Raw genomic sequence first — 18308 nt, 5'->3', positions numbered from 1 at the left:
CGTCAGTGCCAGGTCAGAAGATGCCGGCGGAGCGGTTGTTGACCACGGTGGTGATCAGCACCACCAGGCCCACGGCGAGCGCGACCAGGCAGGCGGTGATGATGACCCATTCCACGGTGCTCGCCCCACGCTCGGCACGGGTTCGGACCTGATCCAGGCGCCGTCGAAGGGACTTGGTGATCCTGCGATACATATCGTGTTCCCTTTCCATTGGGTGCCGGTGCCACGGTGGCCCCGACTGAGGGTGCTCGGGTTCGTCAGAGCATGTTGGCTGCGGCGGGGTACAGGAGCATGAGTATGAACACCACGCCGGTCAGGGTCGCGGCGGCGGTCAATCGTTCGGATCTCTGGACGGCGCGGGCCTGTTCGGCGGCGAGTTGGGAATCGCGCAATGCCCGGGCTCGCTGTCGCAGCGAGTCGATCACCTGACCCCCGCCGCCGGTCAGGCGCATGATGTCGGCGATGTCGCCCAGCTCTGGCACGTCCAAGTGGGTGCGTAGTTCGAGCACGGCATCCCAGGGCGCGGTCCCGGCCCAGGTCGACTGCTGCAGCGCCTGGGAGATCCGGCGGAACGTCGCATTGCCTGAGATGCGCGCTGCCCGGACCATGGCCTCATTGGCCGCGTCCCCGGCGACACGGGCGATCGCGACCAGGTCCAGGTAGGCCGTTGCCGCCGCGGCGAACTCATACCGTGACTTCGCAGCCTGTTCCCGTGCCGCGAGGTCGGGGTAGATCCATGCCAGGCCCGCCAGGGCAAGCGAGACGATCCCCGGCAGCAGGAAACTCACCGGCACCCCGCCAGCGGTCAAGATCACCGTGGTCACCGGGCCCATCAGGAACGCGATGGTGGCGCAGATCGCCTTCTCCCCGAGCAACTCGCTGCGGGGCTTGTCCAGGATGGCCAGGTCGGCGTCGCTGACCAGTACCAGGGTTTGGGTGCGGGTGCCGAGGCCTCGCGCCAGCCTGGTACCGACCCGCTGGGCCATCGGTGCACCGTCGGGCAGGACCAGCACCGGGACCGGCTCACTGTCCAACCGCTCCAGGGCCTTGCCCAGGGCCGGCACGCCCGGCACCAGCAGCCGCACCAGCAGATACGCGCCGGCGGCGACGGCCGCGCCGGCGAGGATGACTCCCAGCAGTTGGCTCATGGGTGTGCGCTCCCGACGACGTGGGCCGGGTCGGTCAGGAACCGGGGGCGTGGGGGCAGTTTGCTGAGCACCGTCATCCAGTGCAGCATCGCCGCGTACGCGAGTCCGAAGACCACCAGTAGCAGCTGCCCGAGCAGGTCACGGTAGGCATCGCCGAACGGCCCGGCCATGACCAGCGCGAACATCACCACCGAGATGCCCGCCACGATGCGCGCGACCGTGCGGGTGCCGGCCCGGTCGGCCTCGATCCGGCGCATCATGCGGTTCTCCTCGGCGACCGAGGTCGACAGATCCGCCAGCGCACGGGACAGGCCACCGTGCTGGGTCTCGGCGCCCATGATCAGGACCCCGGCAACGAGGTCGCAGATCCGGTCGTCCATCTCATCGGCCCACCGCCGCAACGAAGCCTCCAGCGGCTGCTGTGACTGCAGCCGCGCCACCAGCCGCGTCACCTCGGGCCTGATCGCCGGCGGTGTCGAGGGCAACGACGTCCGGATCGCCACCTCGATACCGACCCCGCCGGTGAGCATCCCGGTCAGGGCCCGCACCCATGTCTCCACCGCCTCCTGCCGAGCGAGCACCCGCACCGAGGCCGGCTGGCGGAACAGCGGCGGCCCGGTCACACCAAGAGCGGCGCAAACGATCACCAGGACCGGCAGCCCAGATACGGCGGCGAGAATCGCCCCGACCACCGCACCCACCACGACATCGCGGAACCGGGCACCCGAGCGCCACAGCCGTGAGGTCGACGGCTCGCGCACCCGTTCCCGCGACACCGGCTCGGGCCGGGGGCGCAGACCCACGACCAGAAGCATCAGGCCGCCGGCGACCAGGAGCCCGAGCAGTGCACCGACCATCTCGGTCACGGCAGGCCCCCTCGGTGGGGCCACGCGCCGGGACCGGACAGGTCCCGCGTCTGGAAGCCGTGCGCGCTCAGCTCTGCTGCGAATGTCGGCGAGACCCCGGTGGGCACCGCCCGCCGGTCCGGTCCCGGCAGGAATACCTCGTTCACCGCATACGGTGCCGTGGCCACATCATCGGGCGCGGTGACCTCGATGATCTGGCTGATGAACCGGTACCGCTGCCCGGTCACCGGATCGTAGGTGGCGTCCAGGAATACGATCAGGTCGATGTGCTGGTAGACCTGCCGGTAGGCGAAGGTCTCGGTCACCGAGGCGTCCTCGACGGCGCACGTGACCAGGCGCTCCACCACGTCCCGGGCGGCGTTGGCGTGGATCGTCGAGAAGGACCCGTTACCCATCTGCATCGCCTTGAACATCGGGATCACCTCGCTGCCCCGGACCTCGCCCACCACGACCCGGTCGGCGTTGAACCGCAACGCACCGTAGACGACCTCGTTCAGCGTGTACTCCCCGGCGCTCCTCCCGTCGACCCCGACCTCCCCGGTCCCCGGACGGGCAACGAAAGAGGTGACCCGGTGGTGGCGCTCGGGGACCTGGTGGATGCGCAACTCGTCGATGTCCTCGGCGGTCACGATCGACTCCCACGGGTCCATCTGCCCGATCAGCGCCCGCAGCAGCGTCGTCTTGCCCGACCCCTGCCCCCGGCCGGAGACCACGATGCTCTTGTGCGCCCGCACCGCCGCCGACAGGAAGTCGTAGATGACCTCATCCAACTCGCCGAGGTCGCGCAACCCGGCAAGGTCGATGGCGGGCAGGCGGTCCTTACGGATCACCACCTTCGGCCGCGGGGTGATGAACGCAGACGCCTGCAGGCGCAGGTCCGGCGGCAGCGACAACGACAGCATCGGGTTCGCGCGGGTGAAGGAGCGCTCCCCACTCGCGCTGCGCCGGCTCGCCAGGAACGCCAAATCTCGGATCAGCCGCTCATCGGACTCCGCCACCGGTGCCGCTCGTTCCCGGCGACCGTCGGAGTGCAGGACCAGGACCTGGTCGCAACCGGTGATCTCGACGTTCTCCACCGTGTCCGCCTCGACCAAGGGCTCCAGCCGGCCCAGCCCGAACAGGGCCGCCATCACGGCCTTGTTCAGGGCGTCGGCGTAGTCCGGATCCCACCGTTGATGGCCCTCGCGCATCAGCGCGCCCTGGTGCTCGCGAACGTGGCTCGCCAGCAGGCTCCGCCCGATCTCGCGCTGGGTATCCTCATCGCCGTGCAGGGCCGCCTCGTGCCCCGCCAACGCCGTGCTCACCTGCGCCCGCAGCGCCTCCACCTCCTGCCAGAACGACTCACCGCCCCCGACACCCCGCCGCGTCGCCGCCGCGTCCAGGTGCCCGTTGCCCGCTCTCGCGTAGAGTCGGTGGCCGCCCTGGGCGCTCTCGTTGTCCGGCGGCTCCGGCGTGGTCGGTGTCGCTGGCCTCGCTACCGGCTGGACGTTGGCGGGCGGTTTGAGCAGCGGGAGTTCGCTGAGCGACCTGCGCTCCTGTTGCGGTGGTGACGCGGTGCTCATTGGTCGCCTCCTGTGCGTGTGCCGACCAGGTGCGCCCGGCGGGCACCGACGCGTCTGCGGAGGGTGTCGGTGAGCGCGGTGAGCGAGCGGTTCAGAGCGGCGCTAGCGAACTTTCGTCCCGGCCTCGCCCCGGCGCTGTAGACCTCCGCGCTGGCGGGGTCCCACGCGAGAGTCCCCGCCAATTGGAGTCCGCACAACTGCGCGATCTCGCCGGCATCGAAGGGGCGGCCTGGGCCCACCACCACGATCGTCAGCGGGCTCATCTCCGCGGCGGCCGGTGCGTACCGTGCCCGCAGGTGCTCCGCGAGCGTCTTCGTCGCGTGGATCTGCGGCAACCGTGACCCGGTCGCCACCACGATCTGGTCCGAACGCGCCAGCAGCCCGTGCCGGTCCTCCTCACCAAGGCTGAGGCGCCCGAGGTCGACGATGGCGTCCATCCCTCCGTCCTCGAGTGTCTGCAGAGTGCTGGCCAACTCACCCCAGAGGGATCGGACCGCGGCGGATTGGGTGGCGTGCGGGATCCCGGGCAGCAGGTACTGCACCGGGCTATTTGTCACTGGCCCTGGCGAACCCGATGTCGCACCAAACGGCCCACGGGGTGCGGGTTGGTCGTGCGAGGGCGGGGCGAGGGGCAGGGTCTGGTCCCATAGGTCGGTCATCTGCAGGCGGCGGGTCTGGGCCTGCGTGACGGCGAGGGGCAGGACACCGTGGTCCTGGTGCAGCTCGCCACGCAGGTACCCGGCCAGGATCGCCGAGCCCGCCACGTCGGCCTCAACCAACAACGCCGGTATGGGCCAGCGCAACGTGAGCCCAAGCACCGCGGTGGTGCAACCCGGGGCACCCTTCGCGCTCAACACGGTGATCAGCGCCATCGGCTCAACCAACCGTGTCGATCACGAGCGCGATCCGGGCCGTGGCTGCCAGCGCCGCCAACTGCGGCGCAGACGACGTCGGCAACTCCACATTCACCAGCCAACCCGCGTCGGTGGCCTGCGTGTTGATCACCACCGCCTCGATCGTCTCCGGATCTGCTGCCGGCATCTCACCGCCGACCGGTGGGGTGGCCACGAACCGCACATGGTCACCGGAGCCGATCGGCTGGCCCGGCATCTGCGTCCACGTCAAGGCCACCCCCACCACCGAGTTCCCCGGCCCGGGCACCAGTTCCTCGGTGATCGAGTCTGGAGTCAGCACGGTGCCCGCCAGCAGGTCGGCCGTGGCCACGGCGCCGACCACCTCGTCCAGACTGGTCGAGGGCACCGTGCGCACGTTCAGCACATCCACCGGGAGCTCGGTGGTCGTCAGATCGGTCGCCGTCACCGCCTCGCCTCGCGCCACCGCCTGCGCCACCACGAGGACCGTCTGGGTCTCGCCCGAGCGGGACAGCAGCCACGCGCCGGTCAGACCGCCGAGTGCGATCATCGCGACCGCCAGGGCGATCGTCGCCGGTCGCCGACGCCGTGGAAGCGGCCTCGGAGCTGGGCGCTGCGTTTGCCACGCCTGGTCGGGTGGCGGGTGACCGTTCGATTCGGTGGACGCGGCAGGTCGCGTCGCGGTCCTGCCAGGGCCGGGCCCTGCCATTGCCTCGGCCTCAGCCCGGCCTGCGCCCGCAGTCAAGGTGCTCCTACGAGGCAACATCGGCCACACCCCCGCCGGTTCCCGACCCCCAGGGGCCCGTTTGGTAGCCGGCCGCGCGCCGCATCCCCCCGTCGGGGTCGATGACCTCGAGCAGCACTTGCAGTGCCGCCCGTGCGGTCTTCCCGCGGACCTGCCCGTCGGGGGTCACCATCCGCGCCCACTGCGCCGCGCCGCCCGGTTGGGCAAGCATCGCCTCGCGCAGCCGGTCCGCAAGTTCGCGTCGCCTCAGCTGCGCCGTCGAACTGGCACGGTCACGATCGAGGGAAGGTACTTCGATCTCGGTGCCGATCTCGGCCAGTGCCTCGGCGCTGACCAGCACGGCCCCGCCAGGGCCCCGGCCGGCGCCCGGGGAGCGCAGCCAGGCATAGAACGTGCGGACCGCCACGCCGCGGGCCCAGGCCCCCAGGCACGGATGCTCAACCGTGGCCGCCCAACGGGGCAGTGATTTCAGCAGGTCCAGGGCAAGTTGCGCCATGACATCGTCTGCCTCCCACCGACGGCTGCCGAGTAGGTGCATGACGAACCCCCGTTGCTCATCACATGCCGCGACGAAATCGCCCTCTGTGATGCCAAACTCGGCGACGCCGCCGCGGCCCTCCACTGCGCACCCTCTCACGTCAGTCAAGACCCCCACCACCCTTGTGCCCGGATCCGGCTCCAATTTGCGTCCGGGCCGCGGCCACGACCTGGCCCATCCCGGCAGCAATCTTCCCTAACAGGAGGCCACCCCAGCCGAGGAACAGGGCCAGCAACGCCCAACCCCACGACATACACAGCAGCGCGGCCAGGCAGACCGTCAGCCAGGCCACACCGGCCCGCTCCGCAACGAGGAGAACGGCCAAGCCGAGCACACTCGCGCCGGCACCGATCACAGCCCATCTACGTGTGCGCGCCACAAGGTCCTTCTGGCGCGCCTCCCACACCTCGAGAGTCGACCTCGGCTGGCGCGTCGATGTCATGATCCGGCCTCCGGCCCGCCGCCCGGCTCAACCCATGCGAGGAGCGGACCGATCGCCTGGCGCAGGTCCTCCCAGGCGGGGCCGGCCCGGTCGGCCTCGGTGAGCGCACCCAGAATCCGGGCCAGCTGCGCCACCACGAGTGCCACCCCTGGCAACAACACCGCGACCGCGGCCTCATGCTGGACGTCATCGAGCCACTCGTCCGAGTACACCACCTCCTCAAGGAGCACCGAGAGAGTCCCGTGAAGGTCACTCACCGGCTGCTTCGACAGCCGGCCCAAGTCACGACCAGGAGAGGTCTGCACACCGAGGTACTCAGCCACCGCCGCGACGTCGGTACGGCCAGCCTCATCACGCGCCTCCTGCAGCACCTCCGTGAGCCCGGCAACGCCGGCCGCCCCCGAGATCGCGGTCAACTCCGCCAGGTCCGCCGACACTGTCGCCTGCGCAACCCCCAACTCAGCGGCGATCCGAACCTGGCTGAAACCGAGATTGCGCAGCCGCGCCACCTCCGCGCGACGCACGAGCACATCACTCCTCGTCGGATGCTTGCTCGGGTACTGCTTGCCATCGCGACCGGCCACCCGTCTCGGACCGGCTCCACCCCGGCGCGCAACAGGCACGGCGTCGGCCTCCGCCTCCCCCGGACTGACGTCGGCATCGGCGAGCACACGTTGGACCGTCGTCGCATGCAACCCGGTCAGCGATCCGATCGCGCGGGTACTCATGCCAGCCGCCGACAACGGCGCCAGCACCTCCTCGCGGTCCTGACGCGGGAGCCGGATCCGACACTGCCCGAGTTCACGCGTGCAGTACTCATCCCACGAGGCATACCCCAGAGCCACCCACACACGGCCTGCCCAGGCCCGGATCGCCAACTGCCACCCGCCCTCGAGCGCAACACGCAACTGATCCGTGAGCCGACGCGCAGCCACCGGGTCCAAGTCAGCCTCGTGCGCAGCCAACGCCGTCATCGCCCCGCCCCCCATCATCACCAGTCGCATCCCTGCCTCCGGCCCGGCCCGCGTCGCGATCATCCTCAACACGAGCCTGCGTCAGCTCCGCCACGAACCACGAGCGCGGCGTGAGCGCCGTGACCGCCACCCGCCCGCCGCCAACTCGAGCCAGCCGATCCGGCAAGTCCGCCCAAGCCACCCGATGTTGGCGCCGGTGCCGCACCAGCGCCCAGTCCCGCAGCGATGCGCCGTGCGAGTCACGCACAATCCGATGCATCAAGAGACTCAACGGCGAGACCATGAGCAGTAGCATGCAACGATTCGTGCCTGCTGTCAATGATTTATCATCGAATGCGACTGCTCTATCGGCGTTCTGCTTGCAAACTCGGCCACGACGAGGCCATCCTGCTGACTCATGGACGAGCACTCTGAGGCACGCGCGGTCGACGCAACCGTCACCGCAACCGTGCGTGGGCTCGCCCACTCGCGACGCGTCACCTCCGCCTCCCTCGCCGAACTCTGCGGGATCGGCACATCCCAAATGACAGCGCGGCTCAACGGCCGTGCATCCTGGAAACTCCGAGAAGCCGTGTTGCTGGCCCGGTACTTCCAGGTAAGCCTCGACGACCTCGTCAGCGGAAACGTCTCGCTCGCACCCCCGCCCAAGTGGTAACCGCGACCACTCGAGCCGCCTCGACGCCGGATCTTGGGCTCGATTCATCTCTCGGGCTGACGGCTTCGTGCACGGCGCGCTGCGCCGCGCCTTGAGCGCAGATCCCACGACGGAGTCGGCACCCGCGGTGTGGACTTGGGTAGGGACGCGGCGTGGACGCATGGCAGGCTCCAAACTCTCGAGGGCTCCGTGACCACGCTGACCACAGCCCCTTGCCCGCACCCGTTGCCTAAGTCACGTCCCGGCTGTGAAGTTCGCCACCGACCCCTTGCCCGCCGATCGCGGTCGACCCTGGGCAACCAAGCCCTAGCCACCTCTTGAGCCAACGCACCAGCGCCAAATCAGGCGACGGGCACCGCCGATGTCGACCAGCAATTGGCCCCGCTGGATAGTGCGGCGCGTCGGTCCTACGCCCAGGCTGCGTACACCTGTTCGACTGACCACATGACAAACGAAGGCCGCCACCCTGACCGCGTTCCGATGCGCGACGCACCGCTGGACATTCCGTCCACAGCGATCGGGATTCCGATCCGACCGCTGGACCCGCCCATCCCGGTCAAGGTGTGGGTGTCCTTTCCGAGGACCGGATACGTACAAGTCTATGGCCGGGCAACTGCCTACTCGCCACGCGCAGGGCGAGTTGAGTTCATCGACGAACATGGACGCAACGGAGTGGTCTGGGTTTGGGCAACCGCAATCCAGCGAACGTGACCACCGCCAGGGGCCAGATGCACCGTCGGCTTCAGATCGGGCCGCTCGCCAACCCCGACCGGCCACGAACTTGGTACGAGACGACCTCCTCCCCCTTCGAGCAAAGACGCCACCCGAACCTAGGTTGGCTCAGCCACGAGCCAACACTCCGGGCCGCAGGGCGTTCGCTTCGGTCGCCAACCTGACTAGGGCCCGCGACGACCCGGCGTCCGCGCTACCTGTCCGGGTCGTCCACACTCGAGCCATCCGCCGTCCTGCTCCACGCCGACCCGCCAAACCGGCGCACCCTCCTCACCAAGGACGCAATCGAAACCAGGACCCCGGAGAACAGGCCGTCGCCAGTCTCGAAGCGAGATCCCCGGCGGCCTCGCCGAGCAGACCGCCAACACGATTGAGGACTCACCGACCGACCCCGCAAAGCAGCAATCCCCGGGCGTCCGTCGCCAGGTTCAGTGACCATGGCCGAGGTACACCGATCCGGCTCACACACGTCCGCCAGGTACCTCGGCGGCCGCTACGCCGCGGAACGCGAGTCGCCCGCCCTCGCTCGACATCTGGCCGGCGAGGGCGGGTTCTTCGCCCTAGGCTGCGCCGTCAGCAGTGGCGAGGATGCTGGCGATGTGCAAGCCGTCGCGTTCCAGCGCCTCGTCGTATCGCGAGAGGTCACGAGCTGGCCCGGCGGTGTAGGCCTTATCCCCACTCGGCAGATCCGCCAGCACGATCGTGTCGCCCGGGTACGCCCGTTGCGCGAGCCTGAGGATCTTGTTCGCCTTGTCGACATCGAGCGGGGCGGTGACTGAGAACCGAACGATCACGACTTCCCGGTTACCCGAGGAATCTTGTTCGGCGAATGTCGGCCGGACAGCGACATCGGTACCACCGATGTTGATGGTGACCGGATCGACTGCTACGAGCTCGTGACGGCGCCACCGCTTGACGATGGTGTCCCAGGTCTCGGCGACCCGTCGGAAGTTGGCCTCGCGTCGGCTGGGCGCGTTGAGTGCTGCAGCATGCACGGCCTGACCGTCGCGCGTCGTTCGACGGTCCTTGCCTACTGCAGTTCGAACTCGGAACCAGTGGTCTGAGCCAGGGTTGTAGGGTCTGATATCGCGGAGCAAGCGTGCCCGGTCCCGCAGTTTGGAGTCCGGCGTGGCGATGTAGCCGATGTACTCGCCTACGCGGATTCGCGGAGTGCTATTCACTGTGCCTCCTGAGGGGCTGTGAGAGCAGTCACTTTTTGCGGCACGTCCGTGGGCCAAGGCCACCAGGCCGTGCAATGATGTCGATACGAAGTTCTCCCAAGAACTGAACCGACACCTCACAAGCGCGACTGATCTCGCTTGGGGTTGTGTTGTCCAAGCGGGTCGAGATGATCGAGTGTGCTACCACTCGCCACTCGGCCCGCTTCGGGTTGCAAGAGGTTCCTGCTACCGGGAACGATTCTAGGTCGAGCCGGCGACAGTATGGGTAGGCGGTCCGGCGTGCCGGTCGCGCTCGGCGTGCCGCGCCCTGCGCGTCGCGCCGAGAATCGCACATGCTGACGGTCTCGGCCGGCTCGTGGAACTTGCCATCTACGTGCACCAGACCCACAGAATATGTGGAACGGCCACCCTTGGGAACTCCGTCTGACCACCTGTGCCAATGCACAGACCCCTCGCACCTTCGCTGCAGGTTGATGAAGTCCTTCCAGCGGTCTGCCTGCTATCGAACTTCACCGCTATCGATGTTCTCCATCACCAACAGACCGCATGGGCAGCCGGCGATGAGGTAGTCAACGTCGCTGTCCAGGCGACTCCCGCACTCCCTACGCCACGTCGTCAGGCCCGCTATCGCTGGACTCTCGCACCCTGGGCTCCTTCGAATCGAGCCGCGCGTGTCCACGCCCCATGTCCAGGAGATGGTGTTCGAGGTCGTGCCGAAGATGCGCGAGCAGCCAGGCGGGCGTCACTGGACCGGGCCCGACCAATTCGATCTCGCGGTAGGCGTCCCCGTCGGCGGCCTCCCGGAGGAGCCCACGCAGTTGTGCCGCCGCATCCTCGGCGTCGCGAGCCCGCGCCTGTGGTTCTGCGCGGCCTTCTCGTGTCACCACAATGGTCTCGCCGACCGTGTCCACGCAGTGGGTGCGGAACTCGAGCGCCGACCAGATCTCGGGGCTCGGGCGTTCGGTGGCACGGTCTCAGCGTTTGGCAGGACGAGGACCTTGTCCAGCTCACGATCGGGTGGCGAGCGGCGCGCATCGAAACCGCACCCGTCACACCGTTCCGTTCGAGGACCATCACCGAGATCGCGCCAGCCGTAACTCATCCCCGCCCAACTCATCCCCCGCCCCTAGACAAGCGGCCCAGTTCAGCGAGTCGACAGACGTCACCCTGGCGAAGGCGTATGACGTTGCGCCTCAATTTGTGCTCGAGACATCGAGGATGCCACGTCGCCGAGCACCCTGGCGATGAGCGCGACGCAGATCTTTTCGTTATCAATCTGTGACCGTTGTTCGGCTGACAGGTACCCGGCGTGGGTCTGTATGTTTCGTGCACCATCAATGGCTCTTGTGGCCGGCGAGCTGGGGTCGGGCTCCCATTGGGGAGGGTTCGGCAGCTGGTTGGTCGGATCCACGCAGGTGGGTCCCTGAGTCTTCGGTGGTTGCTCGTGGACGAGAACGTCTCCTTTGTGCCGTCTGGATCGGGTCGGGGCGTGTGGTCGTGGTTCGGTTCGCCGGATCGGTGGACTCGGTTCACGGTCGCGGTGGCGCTGGTCGCGTCGGTCGTGCTTGTCGGCGAGGGGATGCCGGCGGCGGCCGAGCCGTCCGGGCCGGTGGTTCGGGAGGGCCTACCCCGTGATCGTGGGCCGGTTGCTGATGGTCCGCCGTCGGCGCCGGATGCGATCACGGCGATGGTGACCGCGCAGGCGCAGGGCCGCCCGATCGAGGACCTGGCCGCGCGGACGATCGATTCGTCGACGTGGGCGCTGCCGAACGGACAATGGCATGTGGGGGTCGGGGCGGGCCCGGTGTGGGTGCCACAGCCCACCGGTGGTGATGGGAGCGCGGTCGAGGACTGGGCTCGGGTCGACCTGACCCTGGTGGTCGGCGAGGACGGGCTGGTGCGTCCGCGGGCCCAACTCGCCGGGTTGGTGTTGGCCGGTGGACCGGCCGCCCCGGTTCCCGCGGCCGGCGAAGGCGCCGGTGGCGAGGGTGTGGTGTTGGCGTCGTTGACGGACCCGGTCTCGGGTCAGGTCATGACGACCGGTTGGGGCGGTGGGGAACTGCCGGTGCCGGTGCTGCAGGGCCGCCGTGCGGTGTACGCCGACGTGCTCGAGGGCGTGGACCTGGTGGTCGAGGCCACGAACACCGGGTTCGAGGAGTTCTTCGTCCTCGCCAACGCCGACGCCGGCGCTGCTTTGGCGCAAGTCGACATGGGTGTGGGAACGAGCGACGGCGGCACCATCGAGACCACCGCCAGCGGAGAACTGCTGCTCACAGGTGCCGATGAGTCGGTCGTGGCCACATCCGGGGTGCCGTTGATGTGGGACGCGACCTCCGACGCCGCCATGGACTTCCCCCTCGCCGTGGAGCGCCCGGCGGAGGAGCCCGGCGGGGTGTTCCCGGAGACGGTCAGCGACTGGGCCACCTTCGGAACCGAGGACACCGCCGACGAGCCAGCTGACCAAGGCGGCACGCGGACCCCAGTGACGGACGCGCTAGATGCTGATCCGCTGTCGGCGGCAGTCGAGGTCGCCCGCACGGCCGAGGTCGACGGTCAGAGCGCCACGGTGACCCTGGCCCCCGACGAGGACTTCCTGGGCGACCCGGCCACGCAGTTCCCAGTGGTCGTGGACCCCTCGATCTCGTTGAGTGTCGGGTTCGACACCTATGTGCAGACCGGGAACACCAGCGACTACTCGGGAGCGACCGAGGTCCGGGTCGGGACCTACGACTCCGGTGCCCACGTGGCCCGGTCATTCCTGAACTTCAACACCGCCTCCCTAGCCGGGCGGGTGGTCTCGGCCGCGTCGTTGTCGATGTATTCCTTCCACTCCAACTCCTGCACCGCGACCGGGTGGGAGGCGTGGTTGACCGGGGGTGTGTCCACGGCGACGCGGTGGACGGCGCAGCCGACGTGGTTGGCCCGGCATGGGACCTCGACGGCAACGGCCGGGTTCTCCTCGTCGTGCCCGGCAGCCCGCACCGCGATCACCCTCACCGGTGCGATGGTGTATGCGGCCGAGCACTCCACCGGGGTCACCACGATCGGGCTGCGGGCCGTGTCCGAGACTTCCAACAGTGGGTGGAAGCGGTTCTACTCCGCCGATAACGGGTCGAACGTGCCGGTGTTGTCGGTGACATACAACTCCTACCCGCACGTCCCGACCGGTCGTTCCCACGCCGGCGGACAGTCCACCTACTACCCGAGCGCCACCGATCCGAACCGGGTGCTGTACGTGAACACGGCCCGCCCGACGCTGCGGTCGGTGGTCTCCGACCCCGATGGTGGGCAGGTCCGCGCCCTGTACACCGTGACCACCGGGTCCACGACGGTGTGGAACCAGCTGGCCGGGCCGTACGTGGCATCGGGTGGCTACTCGAACTTCGTCCCGACCACTGCGACACCGGCGTTGACGAACGGGCAGACCTACACCGTGGTCGTGCGGGCCCATGACGGGGCGTTGACCCGGGCCAGCGACTCCTCGTGGACATTCGTGGTCGACACCGCGAAACCGGCCACGCCCACGATCGGTGCGAACAACCTGACCAGCGGGGCCTGGGTCGAGACCACCCCGGCGTCGAACACGTTCACCTTCACCACGACCTCGACCGACACGGTGAGGTTCGAGTACTCCCGCGACGGAACAGCCTGGACCTCGGTCGCGGCTACGGGCACCGGGTCCACCAGGACCGCGACCCTGTCGTGGGTCGCACCCGGCGCACACACCCTCGTGGTCCGGGCGATCGACCGGGCCGGCAACATCTCGGCCACCTCGACAATGTTCACGTTCGGCACCGGCGCCGCGGCGATGACCTCCCCCACCAGCGGGGCGAAGTCCACCGACACCTTCCGTATCACCGCCGGTGCCCCCTCCGCAGGGTCTGGAACAGTCACACCCACGATCTACTGGCGCCCCGCCGGGACAGCGAACGCGGCCGGGTGGAACCCCGCAGTCGGGTCCACCTCCGGATGGACAGCGGCCACCACCCTGCCCGCCGTCGGCGCCGGGACCGCGGTCAATGTGAACACCCTGTTCTCCGCCGCCGCGGCCGCGACGACGATGGGATCGGCCCGGACTCCGGCGTTGATCGACGTCCAGGTCTGCTTCGCCTACTCCGCGACCTCGGTGACGAGGTGCACTTGGACCACGAACACCGACGGGCACGCCTCCCACGTGTCCGTGCTGCGGGTCCCGCACGCCTTCGGCGACTCCTTCCCCGAGGCCGAAGCCGGCCCGGGCCGCGTCGCCCTCTGGACTGGGGAGTTCACCACCACCGCGACCGACGTCTCGATCACCACCCCGGCCGACACCCTGTCGATCTCACGCACCTACGCCACCTACGCCGGGCCCGCGAACACCGCCAACAGCGTCTTCGGACCCGGCTGGGTCGCCAACCTCGACGGATCAGACTGGGGCGGCGCCGGATACGAAGTCGCCGACAGCACCGGGATCGACGGGACCCTCGCGCTCATCGATGGTGACGGGGCCGCGTTCGTGTGGCGCCAACCCGGCGGCACGAACACCTGGCACAAACCCGGCACCTACACGGCTGTTGACGAGGACACCCAAGCCCTCGGGGCACGCCTGGAGCGCACCGGCACCGGAGCGAGCGCCCAGCTGGTCCTGACCGAGGAAGACGGCACCGTCACCACCTGGACACCCCAGACCTACACCGCGTCCGCGGCGATCACCTGGCTCCCCGTCTCGGTCGCCCAAGCCGGCGCGGTGGGCACGACCGTGTTCACCCGCGACGCCACCGGGCGGATCACCCGGATCCTTGCCCCGACCCCCGACGGGGTGACCTGCCCCGCCAACGGCACCCTGAACCCGGGCTGCCGGGCACTGCGCCTGGTCTACGCCACCGCGACCACCGCGACCGCCGGGACCCCCGGTGACTACCTCGGCCGCCTGACCGCGGTCTTCTACGACGCCTACAACCCCGACAAGACCGGCGGCGCCGGGATGGACTCGATCCAGGTCGCCACCTACGCCTACACCCCCGCAGGATGGCTCGCCACAGCGACCGACCCCCGCACCTCCTTGACCACCAGCTACACCTACAACCCGATCCCGACCGGGCTCGTGGCACCCCAACTCGCGACCTTCACCGAACCCGGCCTGGCACCGTGGTCCTTCACCTACGCCACCACCTCCCAGGGCACCCACGGCCTCACCCAAGTCCTACGCGCGCCAGCAACCGGGACCGGTGCGCCACTGCCGCAGGCCTCCTTCGTCTACGGCATCAACCCCACCACCGCGACCACCGGGCTACCGGACATGAGCGCCGCCGGTGTCGGCGTCTGGGAGCAACAGACTGCCCCGACCTGGGGGGCAGCCGTGTTCGGCCCCGACCACCCCGTCACCACCCACAACCCCACCGCCATCACCGCAGCGGACTGGCCCTACGCCGACCTCCTCTACACCGACGCCAAGGGCTACACCCTCAACACCGCCGCCCACGGCGCCGGGAACTGGCAACTCACCGCCACCGACTACGACACCGGCGGCCGCGTCATCCGCACCCTCGACCAGCGCGCGATCGACCAGATCCGCACCCTCGTTGGCGCCGGGCAAACCGTCGATGTCAACTCCTACGCCACCATCACCAGGTACAACCCTGAGATCACCGCCACTAGCGCCATCACCCACAACAGCGGCACGATCGCAGTCGGGACGGTCCTGACCCCGGCAGGGACCCTCGTCACCGACACCTGGGCACCGGCCGCCCCCGCCGGCACCGACGGTGCACTCGTGCGGGTCCACACCCACACCGACTACGACCAAGGCGCACCCAACCAGGGCGTCAACCCCACCACCGGCGTCCCCTACCGGCTACCCACCACCGTCACCACCACCAGCGCCGCACCCGATACCGGCAGCTCATCCCCCGAGACGCCGGTGGCCACCGGTGAACCGGTGCTGTCCGAGTCACTGACTGGGTATGACCCGATCGACGGCACCTCGACCACCGGCACGACGTCGGGGTGGACCCTCGCGATGGCGACCACCACCACGACCGTGATGGGCTCCGGGCAGCCCGACATCGTCGCCCGGACGGCCTACGACAGTGCCGGCCACGCGATCCAGGTGCGCCAACCGGCCTCGACCGGGACCGACGCCGGCACCACCCTCACCGTCTACTACACCACCGCCGCGAACAGCACCGATCCGGGGTGTGGGAACCAACCCGCCTACGCCGGCCTGCTCTGTCTGATCCGGACCGCAGAGACCACACCCACCATCGCGACCGTCCACACCACCAGCTACAACCTCTACGGCCAACCCCGCACCATCACCGAGACCCTCGGCGCCACCACTCGCACCACCACCACAACCACCGACACCGCGGGACGCACCCTCACCGCCCAGATCGCCACCACTGGGCTGACCGGCTCCACCCCACTGCCGATCACCAAGACTGAGTACTCCCCCACCACCGGCCTGGCCACCGCGACCGTGTCGCTGAATGGCGTGACCGAGACTGGGCGGATCAGCACCGGCTACGACAACTGGGGCCGCACGGTCACCTACACCGACACCGACAACGCCACCTCCACCACGACCTACAACCCCGCCGGGCAGATCGCCACCGCGACAGACCCCACCGGCACCCTCACCTACACCTACGACGGCACCGATGCCCACGGCAACACCGAACACCGCGGCCTACCAACCGCAATGGTCGTCACCAACACCGGCGGGAACCTGGCCTTCGGCGCCGGCTACGACGCGGGCGGTGAGCTCACGCTCCAGACATTGCCCGGCAACATCCACCAAGTCCACACCTTCGACCGCGCGGGGCAACTCACCGAACTCACCTACACCGGCAACGGCCCGACCGAGCGCTTCAACTGGTTCAACTTCACCCAAACCCACGACGCCGACGGCGACATCATCGGCGACACCGCAGCCGGCCGAACCCGCACCTTCAGCAATGACCGAGCCGACCGCCTCACCACCGTCGAAGACACCATCAACGACGGCACAGCAGAGACCTGCACCACCCGCACCTATAGCTTCGACCCCAACGGCAACCGCACCACCGCCAACACGACCACGGCAGCACCCGACGCACCCTGCACCACCACAGAAGCCACCTCCCGAGCCTGGACCCACGACAGCGCCGACCGCGTCCAAACCGGCGCCAACACAACCGGTACCTACACCTACGACAACCTCGGCCGCCAAACCACCATCCCCGGCATCGACACCCCCGCCGGCACAGCAGCAGGCGACCTCACCATCGGCTACTACGACGGCGATCTCGTCCGCACAACCACCCAGAACGGGACCATCACCACCTACACCCTCGACCCCGCAGGCCGCCGCAGCACCGCCATCGCCGGGAACGGAACCAACCAGACCAACGTCCAACGTCACTACACCGACACCAGCGACAACCCCGCCTGGGCCACCCTGACATTCCTCACCAACACCCGCACCACCCGCTACATCCCCGCCATCGGCGGCGGACTCTCCCTCGAAATCACCGACAACACCCCCACCCTCGCCATCGCCGACCCCCTCGGCACCATCCACACCACCATCACCATCCCCACCACCGGCGACGCCACCACCCCCGCCACCGGCTGGACCCGAACCGACGAATACGGCAACAACCGCGACACCGCCTACATGACCACCGGAGCCATCGCCTACCAATGGCACGGCGCCCAAGAACGCGCCCTCGACTCCACCGGCCTCACCCTCATGGGCGTCCGCCTCTACAACGCAGTCACCGGTCTCTTCACAAGTCGCGATCCCATCGCAGGCGGCAATACAACCACGTACACCTATCCGCACGACCCCGTCAATTCCTCCGACCTAGATGGCAAAATCAACTGGCGAGCTGTCGGAAATTGGGTCTATCAGAACCGAGTAGACATTGCCTTAACCGCCCTCGCTTTTGTGCCGGGACTCGGTGCGGTGGCATGGGCCATTCGCATCGCCCGCGTTGTGCGCGCGGCGCGCGCCGCCTATTACCTCAATAGGACAAACGCTGTCATACGCGCCTCTCGCCCGACTGCGGCCATTGCGGGTAGAATTTGGTCACGGACTTTAAGATCTGTACCTTCAACGTATCGGAATGCCCGGGTTTACGGGTCAACGGCAGCCAGGAACTATCGAACTGCGCACTGGAGCAACAGCCAGCGCCGTTGGCAATCCAACTTTGCGTATCAGAACCGCGGAAACCATCGATACTCTAACCTGCACGTTCAGCATAGGTCGAGGTGGTGGTGATGATGAGGCCCTGGAAGAGAGTCCCAATGCAGTTGGATCCGCGATGGGATCCGTATCGGAACAACGTCTTCGAGTTGCGTCGAAACGGGACCGTTCGTGGCTACCTCGCGACGCGAGTCTCGCCCCAGATTGAGCGCGACAGGCGAACACACACAGAGGTTGAGCGCGAAGCTCTTGACTGGGAGACCTACTTGTTTGACATTGAGGACCCATCTGAGTGGCCCAGCGCTTGGTCTGTCGAGAGCGAGTATGATCTCAGGTGGCTCGAGAGTAGAATACTGACCCTGGACTCGGGCCAGGCGTATGACATCTGTGATCCTCCCCCGGACCAACTTCAGCTCTTACTTAGCC

Annotated in this window: 12 protein-coding genes; 2 read left to right on the top strand and 10 right to left on the bottom strand. The window is 68.4% G+C overall.

The genetic code is table 11. The annotated features are described in order from the left end of the window. Window positions 1–13: 13 nt before the first annotated feature. The 9 genes from GKS42_RS07275 to GKS42_RS07235 form a co-directional block, all read right to left on the bottom strand. Window positions 14–193 (bottom strand): hypothetical protein, encoded by a 180-nt coding sequence (locus tag GKS42_RS07275; protein WP_210769329.1) that lies wholly within the window; start codon window positions 191–193, stop codon window positions 14–16. A 64-nt stretch (window positions 194–257) separates the two neighbouring features. After that, window positions 258–1148: a hypothetical protein gene (locus GKS42_RS07270; RefSeq protein WP_154793233.1), complete on the bottom strand. Its 891-nt coding sequence runs from the start codon at window positions 1146–1148 to the stop codon at window positions 258–260. Next, complete coding sequence (locus tag GKS42_RS07265) at window positions 1145–2005, bottom strand: type II secretion system F family protein (RefSeq protein WP_232848071.1); 861 nt, start codon at window positions 2003–2005, stop codon at window positions 1145–1147. The genes GKS42_RS07270 and GKS42_RS07265 overlap by 4 nt, the downstream gene beginning before the upstream one ends. A gap of 5 nt (window positions 2006–2010) precedes the next feature. Next, complete coding sequence (locus tag GKS42_RS07260) at window positions 2011–3576, bottom strand: TadA family conjugal transfer-associated ATPase (RefSeq protein WP_154793231.1); 1566 nt, start codon at window positions 3574–3576, stop codon at window positions 2011–2013. Then, window positions 3573–4448 (bottom strand): hypothetical protein, encoded by an 876-nt coding sequence (locus GKS42_RS07255; protein WP_154793230.1) that lies wholly within the window; start codon window positions 4446–4448, stop codon window positions 3573–3575. Before GKS42_RS07255 ends, GKS42_RS07260 begins: the two co-directional genes overlap by 4 nt. Window positions 4449–4452: 4 nt before the next feature. Beyond that, on the bottom strand, window positions 4453–4998 hold the full coding sequence (locus GKS42_RS07250; RefSeq protein ID WP_168217780.1) for an SAF domain-containing protein: 546 nt from the start codon (window positions 4996–4998) through the stop codon (window positions 4453–4455). A 202-nt stretch (window positions 4999–5200) separates the two neighbouring features. Further along, window positions 5201–5815, bottom strand: a complete 615-nt coding sequence (locus tag GKS42_RS07245) for a hypothetical protein (RefSeq protein WP_154793228.1) — start codon at window positions 5813–5815, stop codon at window positions 5201–5203. A gap of 16 nt (window positions 5816–5831) precedes the next feature. Further along, window positions 5832–6056, bottom strand: a complete 225-nt coding sequence (locus tag GKS42_RS07240) for a hypothetical protein (RefSeq protein ID WP_154793227.1) — start codon at window positions 6054–6056, stop codon at window positions 5832–5834. A gap of 113 nt (window positions 6057–6169) precedes the next feature. Further along, window positions 6170–7177 carry a hypothetical protein gene (locus tag GKS42_RS07235; RefSeq protein ID WP_154793226.1) on the bottom strand — a complete coding sequence of 336 codons (1008 nt, stop codon included), beginning with the start codon at window positions 7175–7177 and terminating at the stop codon, window positions 6170–6172. 367 nt (window positions 7178–7544) lie between these two features. Between GKS42_RS07235 and GKS42_RS26875 the strand changes: the two genes are divergently transcribed. Further along, the gene (locus GKS42_RS26875) at window positions 7545–7802 is read left to right on the top strand and encodes a helix-turn-helix domain-containing protein (RefSeq protein WP_154793225.1); all 258 of its coding nucleotides are present in this window, start codon (window positions 7545–7547) and stop codon (window positions 7800–7802) included. Window positions 7803–9094: 1292 nt separating this feature from the next. On the opposite strand, the gene GKS42_RS07225 is transcribed toward GKS42_RS26875, so the two are convergent. Further along, complete coding sequence (locus GKS42_RS07225) at window positions 9095–9715, bottom strand: hypothetical protein (protein ID WP_154793224.1); 621 nt, start codon at window positions 9713–9715, stop codon at window positions 9095–9097. A gap of 1444 nt (window positions 9716–11159) precedes the next feature. Here GKS42_RS07225 and GKS42_RS07220 point away from each other — a divergent pair. After that, window positions 11160–17957, top strand: a complete 6798-nt coding sequence (locus GKS42_RS07220) for an RHS repeat-associated core domain-containing protein (protein ID WP_154793223.1) — start codon at window positions 11160–11162, stop codon at window positions 17955–17957. Window positions 17958–18308 lie beyond the last annotated feature (351 nt).

Origin of the sequence: Occultella kanbiaonis (assembly GCF_009708215.1) — a bacterium.
GTDB lineage: Bacteria > Actinomycetota > Actinomycetes > Actinomycetales > Beutenbergiaceae > Occultella > Occultella kanbiaonis.
This window is presented reverse-complemented; position numbering and strand designations above follow the sequence as displayed.